At 59.7% G+C, this 8224-nt stretch carries 6 protein-coding genes and 2 pseudogenes; 4 read left to right on the forward strand and 4 right to left on the reverse strand.

The window, feature by feature from the left end; all coding sequences use genetic code 11:
* Nucleotides 1–54 precede the first annotated feature (54 nt).
* A pseudogene (locus IQK56_RS18890) lies at nucleotides 55–887 on the forward strand (nucleoside-binding protein).
* Here IQK56_RS18890 and punC read toward each other — a convergent pair.
* Complete coding sequence (punC, locus tag IQK56_RS18895; protein WP_193862745.1) at nucleotides 884–2062, reverse strand: purine nucleoside transporter PunC; 1179 nt, start codon at nucleotides 2060–2062, stop codon at nucleotides 884–886. The pseudogene IQK56_RS18890 and the gene punC sit on opposite strands and share 4 nt — an antisense overlap.
* Before the next feature lie 122 nt (nucleotides 2063–2184).
* Between punC and punR the strand changes: the two genes are divergently transcribed.
* On the forward strand, nucleotides 2185–3108 hold the full coding sequence (gene punR / locus IQK56_RS18900) for a DNA-binding transcriptional activator PunR (protein ID WP_122308411.1): 924 nt from the start codon (nucleotides 2185–2187) through the stop codon (nucleotides 3106–3108).
* Here the strand turns inward: punR and IQK56_RS18905 are convergent.
* Complete coding sequence (locus tag IQK56_RS18905; RefSeq protein WP_150674647.1) at nucleotides 3080–4258, reverse strand: acetylornithine transaminase; 1179 nt, start codon at nucleotides 4256–4258, stop codon at nucleotides 3080–3082. The two genes, punR and IQK56_RS18905, sit on opposite strands and share 29 nt — an antisense overlap.
* A 96-nt stretch (nucleotides 4259–4354) precedes the next feature.
* Between IQK56_RS18905 and IQK56_RS18910 the strand changes: the two are divergent.
* Nucleotides 4355–5259: pseudogene (locus IQK56_RS18910) on the forward strand (LysR family transcriptional regulator).
* Here the strand turns inward: IQK56_RS18910 and IQK56_RS18915 are convergent.
* Nucleotides 5256–5879: an HAD family hydrolase gene (locus tag IQK56_RS18915; RefSeq protein ID WP_122309446.1), complete on the reverse strand. Its 624-nt coding sequence runs from the start codon at nucleotides 5877–5879 to the stop codon at nucleotides 5256–5258. The pseudogene IQK56_RS18910 and the gene IQK56_RS18915 overlap by 4 nt on opposite strands.
* 306 nt (nucleotides 5880–6185) lie before the next feature.
* On the opposite strand from IQK56_RS18915, the gene IQK56_RS18920 reads away from it, so the two are divergent.
* Nucleotides 6186–7376, forward strand: a complete 1191-nt coding sequence (locus IQK56_RS18920) for an anthrax toxin-like adenylyl cyclase domain-containing protein (RefSeq protein ID WP_193862749.1) — start codon at nucleotides 6186–6188, stop codon at nucleotides 7374–7376.
* A 63-nt stretch (nucleotides 7377–7439) separates the two neighbouring features.
* On the opposite strand, the gene IQK56_RS18925 is transcribed toward IQK56_RS18920, so the two are convergent.
* A partial coding sequence (locus IQK56_RS18925) for a bifunctional NADH-specific enoyl-ACP reductase/trans-2-enoyl-CoA reductase (RefSeq protein ID WP_193901784.1) occupies nucleotides 7440–8224 on the reverse strand: 785 nt, incomplete at its 5' end.

Genomic DNA, 8224 nt, shown 5'->3' on the forward strand with positions numbered 1-8224 from the left:
GCGTTACAAAAACAATCCGGCCGTGATGAGCCAGAACGCCAAAGGATTACAACCATGAAAAAGGTATTACAGGGCGCCACCGTTGCACTCACCCTCCTCGGCGGCGGGGAGGCTGTCGCGGTGGAATGGATGAACAACAGCCTGGGCTTTCGCTATGGCCAGCAGTTCACCAACCCGAACAATCCCGACGACTTCAGCAAGCGCATCTACAGCTTCACCCACGCCAGCGGCTACCAATACGGCAGCAATTTCCTGAATCTGGATGTATTCCTGTCCGACAGCCGCGACCCACGCAAGGGCACCGATCACGGTGGCAGCGAGGTATACGCTGTATACCGGCACCAGTTGTACGCTTCACGTGTATTGGATGTGCCGCTGGGCACCGGGCTGATCAAGGATTACGCGCTGACCCTGGGCTTCGATGCCAACCGCAACAACAACTTCGCCTCGGCGAAAAAACGCGCGCTGGTGATTGGCCCGACCTTGAAGTTCAACACCGTGGGCGTGCTGGACCTGAGCCTGATGTACTACAAGGAAAAGAACCATACGGGCATCCCCGGCGCGCAGGAATCGAACCACACCTTCGACGACACCTACATGCTTAACCTGACCTGGATGCGTCCATTCGAGATCGCCAATCACGCGGCGAAATTCCAGGGGTTTATCAATTACGTCGGGGAAAAAGGTGAGGACTACCATGGCCGCGACACGGCGCCGGAGGCCTTGATGCGCACAGCGTTGATGGTGGCGGTACGGCCGGGTAAAAGCGTGAAGCCGAACCTGTACCTCGGGGTGGGTTACGAGTACTGGCACAACAAGTTCGGCGTAGACGGCGGCCGGGGCAGCCGCACGTCGACGCGACGGTGAATATGGAAGTCACGTTCTAGGCAGCGGCCAACTCGGAGTCGTCCGCCTTCGGCCGCGCCAGCCAGTAGCCCAACACAGCCAGTGGCGCGGTCGCCAGCATCACAATCACGGTAATCAGCAGCGGTTGCTCGATCATCGACGACACCAGCAGGCTGCTGAGAAAACACAGACCCAGTTGCAAGGTGTTTTGCAGCGCCGCCGCCTTGCCGGAATTCTCCGCAAACGGCATCAGCGCATTCGCCACCACAATCGGATAACTCGCACCGTTGACCAACGCCATCAGGCAGAACGGAATCAGCAACGTGGTGAGGGTCGGCACGGTCAAGGTCGCAACCAGGTACAGCGCCAGCATGCTGATGCAATAGGCCACCAGCAACCAGGGCAGCAGCGTCTTGCCCTGGAAACGCTGCAGGGCACTGCGGCAACTGTAGCCACCCACCAGAAACGCCAGGGTCGGTAATACGTAGCTCAGGCCGATGTCATTGGGGCTGTAGCCCATGTCGCCAAGGATGAAGGGCGAAGCGGTCAGCCAGGCAAAGAAACTGGCGGAGCAGGCAGCGAAGATCATTACGTTGCCGGTGAACACCCGAGAAGTCAGCAACTGCGTATAACCCAGGCGTGATGGCGCTTCAGTCTGTGGTTTTGGCACGTTGCGCAGGAACAGCGTCGGCAGCAGCAACAGCAGCGAAACGCCCAGCAGCACCCCGAAGATCGCCTGCCAGCCGAAGTGATTCAGCACCATCGCACCCAGCAGCGGCGCCAGGGCCGGCGACAGCGACATCAGCGGCATGATGCTGGCGAACACCCGGTGTGCCTTGTCGGCCGGGTAGCGATCAATCACCAGCGCCTGCCAGCTCACGGCAGCAGAACACACGCCAATGGCCTGCATAAAACGCAAGGCCAGCAGCTGCGGTGCCGTCTCGACCCAGAACATCCCGGCGCAGCCCAGCACAAACAGGCTCAAGCCTGCGAGCAGAATGGGCTTGCGGCCCAGGCGGTCGGACAACGGCCCCCACAGCAACTGCCCCAGGGCAAAGCCGGCGAGGAAAATGCTCAAGCTGGCACCCACCGCGCCCGCGCCAATCTGCAACTGCTCGCCCATGGCGCCGAACGCCGGCAAGTACATGTCCATGGCCAGGTAACCGAGCATGCTCAGCCCCGCCAGATACCAAGTGAAACCAAAAGAATTTTTCATTGAAGCCTTGTCGATCCTGCCATCAAACTATTTGCTGACTGGCGCCCATTATGAAGCTGACAGATTGCCTGTGAAGCGATAATAATTGGACGCTCCTATCAATAATTTTGAAGACAAGCATTATGTGGTCTGAATACTCCCTGGATGTCGTCGATGCGGTGGCACGTCACGGCAGCTTCAGCGCCGCCGCTCAAGAATTGCACCGCGTACCCTCGGCTATCAGCTACACGGTGCGCCAGCTTGAAGAATGGCTGGCGGTGCCGCTGTTTGTGCGGCGCCATCGCGACGTCGAGCTGACCCCCGCAGGCCGTCTGTTTATAGACGAAGCCCGAGGCGTGATGAAAAAAATGCTCGGCACGCGGCGATTGTGCCAGCAGGTGGCAAACGGTTGGAGCGGCCAGTTGAAGGTGGCCGTGGACTCCATCGTCAAACCTCAGCGCTGCCGGCAACTGGTGCTGGATTTCTATCGACAGTTTCCCGAGGTGGAATTGTTGCTGGAGTACGAGGTGTACAACGGCGTGTGGGATGCCCTGGCCGATGAGCGCACCGACATTGTGATCGGCGCCACCAGTGCGGTGCCGGTGGCCAGTCACTTCACTTTTCGCGACATGGGCTTGTTGAACTGGCTGTGCGTGGTCAGCGCCAAGCATCCATTGGCGGCCGTGCAAGGCCTGCTCAGTGACGACCAACTGCGCCCGTTCGCCTCGCTGTGCATGACCGACACCTCACGTAACCTGCCCAAGCGCGACACCTGGACATTGGATAACCAACGGCGGCTGGTGGTGCCGAACTGGGCATCCGCCATCGATTGCCTGCGCGATGGCCTGTGCGTCGGCATGGCCCCGGCGCATCAGGTGTTGCCCTGGATCGAACGCGGTGAACTGGTGGCGCTGCAATTGACCCGGCCCTTCCCTGCCAGCCCGTCGTGCGTGGCCTGGGCACAGAGCAAACTGTCCCCGGCCATGGCGTGGTTGCTGGAATACCTGGGCGATAAAGAAACCATGAACCAGGAATGGCTCAATGGACCTGATCCAATAACCGGGTGATGGCCCGCACGATCATCTCGACCTCTTTGGCATCCAGGGTCAGCGGCGGCAACAGGCGAATGACCTTGCCCCGCGTCACGTTGATCAATAGCCCATGTTCCTGGGCGGCGCGCTGGGCCAGGTCGCGGCAGGGGCTGGCCAATTCGATACCGATCATCAAGCCCTGACCGCGAATCGCCAGCACCTGCGGGTGCTCGTCCAATTCCATCCGTAACCGCGCCAGCAAGTGTTCGCCTTGTTGCGCAGCGTTCTGCAACAGACCTTGCTCGTCGATGATGTCCAGCACGGTGCAGCCCACCCGACACGCCAGCGGGTTGCCACCGAAGGTGCTGCCATGGCTGCCCGGCGTGAACAACTGAGCGACCGCCGCCCGGGCCAGGCAGGCACCAATAGGCACGCCGTTGCCGAGGCCTTTGGCCAGGGTCATCACGTCCGGCACGATGCCTTCGTGCTGGAACGCAAACCACGCGCCGGTACGGCCGATGCCCGTCTGGATTTCATCGAGCATCATCAACCAGCCGTGGCGCGTGCAGTGGTCGCGCAAGGCTTGCAGGTAACCCGGTGGCGCTGGCAGCACGCCACTTTCGCCCTGGATCGGCTCCAGCAAGACCGCCGCAATCCGCGTACCAACGGTTTTGGTGAGTGCTTCGATGGCCGCCAGATCACCAAACCGGACTTTGAGAAAATCCCCAGGCAGGCGCTGAAAACCAAGACGCACCGATGGCCCATCACTGGCGGCCATGGTGCCGAGCGTGCGGCCGTGGAAGGCGTTTTCCATCACCACCACCAACGGTTCTTCGATGCCTTTTTTCCAGCCGTGCAATCGCGCCAGTTTCAGTGCGGTCTCGTTGGCTTCGGCGCCTGAGTTGTTGAAGAAGGCACGGTCCAGGCCGGACAGTTGTGTCAGGCGCTGAGCCAGCCGCTGTTGCCAGTCGATGCTGTAGAGGTTGGAGGTGTGCAGCAACAGGCCCGCTTGCTCGCTGATGGCTGCCACCAGTTTCGGGTGGGAGTGGCCGACGTTGGTTACTGCCACGCCCGCCACCGCGTCCAGGTACTCTCGGCCCTGCTGATCCCATAGGCGTGTGCCCAGGCCACGGGTGAAACTCAAGGCCAAAGGTTGGTAGGTGGTCATCAGGCAGGCGGCGGTCATGGTGGCAGGCTCCGGTTGGGGTGGTTGAAGTATCGTTAGCCACCTCAGATGGATAAACTGCACTTTCCTGCAATGACTTTAAATCAGGGATTGATAATGGACCTGTTCCAGGCAATGTCGGTGTACGTGAAAGTGGTGGAGACCGGCAGCATGACCGCCGCCGCCCACGCCTGCGGGATGTCGACCACCATGGTCGGCAACCACCTGCGCGCCTTGGAACAACGCCTGGGCGTCAGCCTGCTCAAGCGCACCACGCGCAAACAGAGCCTGACGGAGTTCGGTGGCCAGTATTACCAGCGTTGTCTGGAAGTGCTGGGGCTGGTGGCCGATTCCGAGCAATGGGCTGAACAAGCCCACAGTGAAGTTCCCAAAGGCACCCTGCGCATCACCGCCCCGCCCGCCTTCGGCACCGACGCCTGGCGCCCGCCTTGAGCGAATTCTCCCAACGCTACCCGTTGATCAAACTGTACGTGGTGCTCAGCAATCAGCGCATGGACATGGTCGACAGCGGCTTTGACGTCGCGATCCGCCTGGGGGAACTGGAGGCGTCGAGCCTGATCGCCCGGCCGATGCAGGACTACACCATCACCCTCTGCGCCTCACCGCACTACCTGGCACGGCGCGGCACGCCACAGACACCCGAAGACCTGCAACACCACGACTGCCTGGCGTTCGCCTACCCGTCCACCGACGACTGGCGCAATGCAGACAAGCTCTGGCGCATGACCGGCGCAGAGGGCGAGGTGGAAATCCCGGTATCCGGCTCGCTGACCATCAACAGCTCCCAGGCCCTGCGCCAGGCAGCGGTGCAAGGCATGGGCATCGTCATGCTGCCCGACGCCCTGGTGCAACCCGACCTGCAGACCGGCAAGCTGGTGGCATTGCTGACCACCTACCAACTGCCCAGCCGCCCCATGCACTTGCTGTACGGCCAGGACCGTTATCGCCTGCCAAAGCTGCGCGCCTTTGTCGATTTCGCCATGGAGAAGTGGGCGCGCTAGAAGCCCACGCCCAACTCACGCAGCCGGGCCGCCGTGTGTTCAGCCGAGACATGGTGAATACCTTGCCAGCCGAGGGCGACGGCAGCGTCGATATTGTCAGCAACATCGTCGATAAACACGACTTCCCTTGGCTGGATATCTGGCAAATGGGCACGAACCTGGCTGAGGCTGGCGTCGTAGATGGCCGGATTGGGCTTGATCAGCTTCAATTCGCCAGACACCACTATGTCGCGAAAACAGTTTAGGAATGGATAGTGGGCACGGGCATAGGGAAAGGTTTCGGCCGACCAGTTGGTGAGCCCGAACAACGGCATGTTCGCCGCGTACAGCGCCTTGAGAATCGCCACACCTTCAGGCAACGGGCCGCGCAGCATTTCGGGCCAACGGGCGTAGTACGCCGTGATCAAGGCCTTATGGTGCGGGAATTGATCGGTCAGCACCTGCGTGGCTTCGGCCAGCGGCCGACCGGCATCCTGCTCAGTGTTCCAGGCCTGGGTACAGATGGTATCGAGAAACCATTGCCGCTCGTGTTCGTCGGCAATCAGCTTGCGGTACAGGTGCTGCGGGTTCCAATCAAACAACACACCACCAAAATCAAACACTACTGCACGAATTGCCATAGCTTGCTCCCGTGTATGCAACGCGCTGGTCAGGCAAGTCTGGCATGTACCTGGCCTACTGCAGCAAGTAAACGCACGTAGGAAAGCTCTGAGAATTCACACCCTCCGCTCAGCAGAAAACAGCCGCCCCGGCTTGTAGTCAGTGCCTCACGGTGCCTGGAGGGAGTTGTGCACTACAAAAGTAGTCACAGACTTTTTCTACTTTGGGTAGCGCGCTCCGTCTAGTGTCCAGCGAGAGACATCAAGGGATGTGGGACGGGAGGGAATCATCCAACTTAGCTGTGAACATGACGTGGAGATACTGTAATGACCAGTATGATTTCCTCAATCGCCTCGCCTTCCGCGTTCAGCCTGGACGCACTGCAACGCTTTCACCCCGCCTCATCTGACGCCACCCCTCCAGGCACGAATGATCCGATGAGCGCGCTACTTGAAACGGTAAAGGAGCAGACGGGGATACTACCGAGCCACCTTGTGCCCTTGCAAAAAATAGCGGTTGCGACCAATTCCATCATCGGAATACGCCCGGTTGAATCCGTGGCGACAGGGCTGATAGAAGCCGGACACCCTACCAAGGACTTCCATATCAAAGGGAAAAGTGCCAACTGGGGGCCGCAGGCAGGCCTGATCTGTACGAACCAGGCGTTCAGCAAACTTGAACAGTTTGCTGAAAAAACACCGGCTAAAGTGGCCAGCGCCAATAAGCAAATCCAGGCCTGTATCCAAGATGGCCATGCGATCGCAACGCCTCTAACCCTCTCCGGCCAACGCCTTGATGAATTGGTAAAGCTGGGCCAGATAACTCAACCGACGCCTCAAGGACCCAACGGCACAGTGCACCTGAGTGCCCGCGGCCCCAGTGAGCAGCGCTATGAATTCGAAGGTCATCGTACGTCGCCGTCCAGCGACAACTACCTCATCTCTCATCAGGGCGAGCCACTCGAAGTACTTGCAAAACAGCCAGGCGGCAAGCCATTGACGGCAGATTACGACCTGCACATGGTCGCTCCTCACCTGAGTGACTTTGGCCCGCAGGATAAGCTGCCTGTGCCCGATGTCGCCCACAGTGTCTTCACGGATCGGATCAATCGCTACAAGCAGGTTCCAGAAGAGCTGAGAGCTGACTTTGAAAACGCTGAGCGCTTCTACCAGAAAGAAGACCCTCATCTCGGCAATGCCACGCCGCGAATAGAGCAGATGATAGAGCTCATCAATCAGAAACTGGTTGGCGAGGGTGAGCGGGTGGTCCACCACAATGCGGACTCAGGCAGCCCGGCGACAGACGTCGCCGCTAACTACCCGGCAACTTTTTTCCTGCCCGCAAAATTAGGCAGGTTCGATGTCATCAGTATCATCGCCAACAGTAGGGAAATGGCAGAACTGATAAAGACCGCCAAAGACAGCGGCTATCACGTGCCATTGAATCCACTCTGGGAGAAAGAAGTGGTCGGGATCAGGCGGTCTGACTTTCTTCGGGCAAAAAACCGCCTCGCCTGAATCAGCGTCGGGAAAACAACGGCCTGGCAATCCCGCTACCTGGGCCGTTGTCAGTCACATCGTTTATGCCTGGACCAGACCGTTGATCTTGACGGTCGGGTTCACATCAGCCTCGTAGTCAACGCCATCGATTTCAAAGCCGAACAAGCGCAGGAACTCCGCCTTGTAGCCGGCAAAATCGCTGATCTCGTTGACGTTTTCGTCGGTAACCTGATCCCACAGTGCGGCTACGGCGTCCTGGACCTTTGGCTCCAACTCGGCCAGGTCGGCACGCAAACGACCGTCGGCGTCGAGTTTCGGCTCGCTGCCGTACAGGCTGTCTTTGAACAGGCCGTAGACTTGCTCAATGCAGCCTTCGTGAGTGCCCTGCTCTTTCATCACGCGGAACAGCAACGACAGGTACAACGGCATGATCGGGATCGCCGAGCTTGCCTGGGTGACCACCGCCTTGAGTACCGACACACGGGCGTCGCCTTTCAGTGCGGCCAGGTTGTCACGCAGGGTCAGGACTTTCTTGTCGAGGTCTTTCTTGGCTTCGCCGATGGAACCGTTCCAGTAGATGTCCTGGGTCAGCTTCTCGCCGAGGTAGGTGAACGCAGTGGTCTTGGCGCCTTCGGCCAGGACGTCGGCGTCACGCAGGGCGTCGATCCACAGCTGCCAGTCAGCGCCACCCATGACATTCACGGTGCCGTCGATTTCTTCCTGGGTCGCAGGCTCAAGGGTGGTGTCGACCACAACGCCTTTGTCGGTATTGATACCGCGCAGGGTTACGGCTTTGCCGATCGGCTTGAGGGTGGAGTTATAGACTTCGCCGGTTTTAGGATCGGTACGGCGTGGCGCGGCCAGGC

Source organism: Pseudomonas cyclaminis (assembly GCF_015163715.1).
GTDB classification, from domain to species: Bacteria; Pseudomonadota; Gammaproteobacteria; order Pseudomonadales; family Pseudomonadaceae; genus Aquipseudomonas; species Aquipseudomonas cyclaminis.

Excerpts from the sequence above, each read along its gene's own strand:
- punC (WP_193862745.1), bottom strand. The coding sequence starts at position 2,062 with ATGAAAAATTCTTTTGGTTTCACTTGGTATCTGGCGGGGCTGAGCATG.
- IQK56_RS18920 (WP_193862749.1), top strand. The coding sequence starts at position 6,186 with ATGACCAGTATGATTTCCTCAATCGCCTCGCCTTCCGCGTTCAGCCTG.
- IQK56_RS18905 (WP_150674647.1), bottom strand. The coding sequence starts at position 4,258 with ATGACCGCCGCCTGCCTGATGACCACCTACCAACCTTTGGCCTTGAGT.
- IQK56_RS18915 (WP_122309446.1), bottom strand. The coding sequence starts at position 5,879 with ATGGCAATTCGTGCAGTAGTGTTTGATTTTGGTGGTGTGTTGTTTGAT.
- punR (WP_122308411.1), top strand. The coding sequence starts at position 2,185 with ATGTGGTCTGAATACTCCCTGGATGTCGTCGATGCGGTGGCACGTCAC.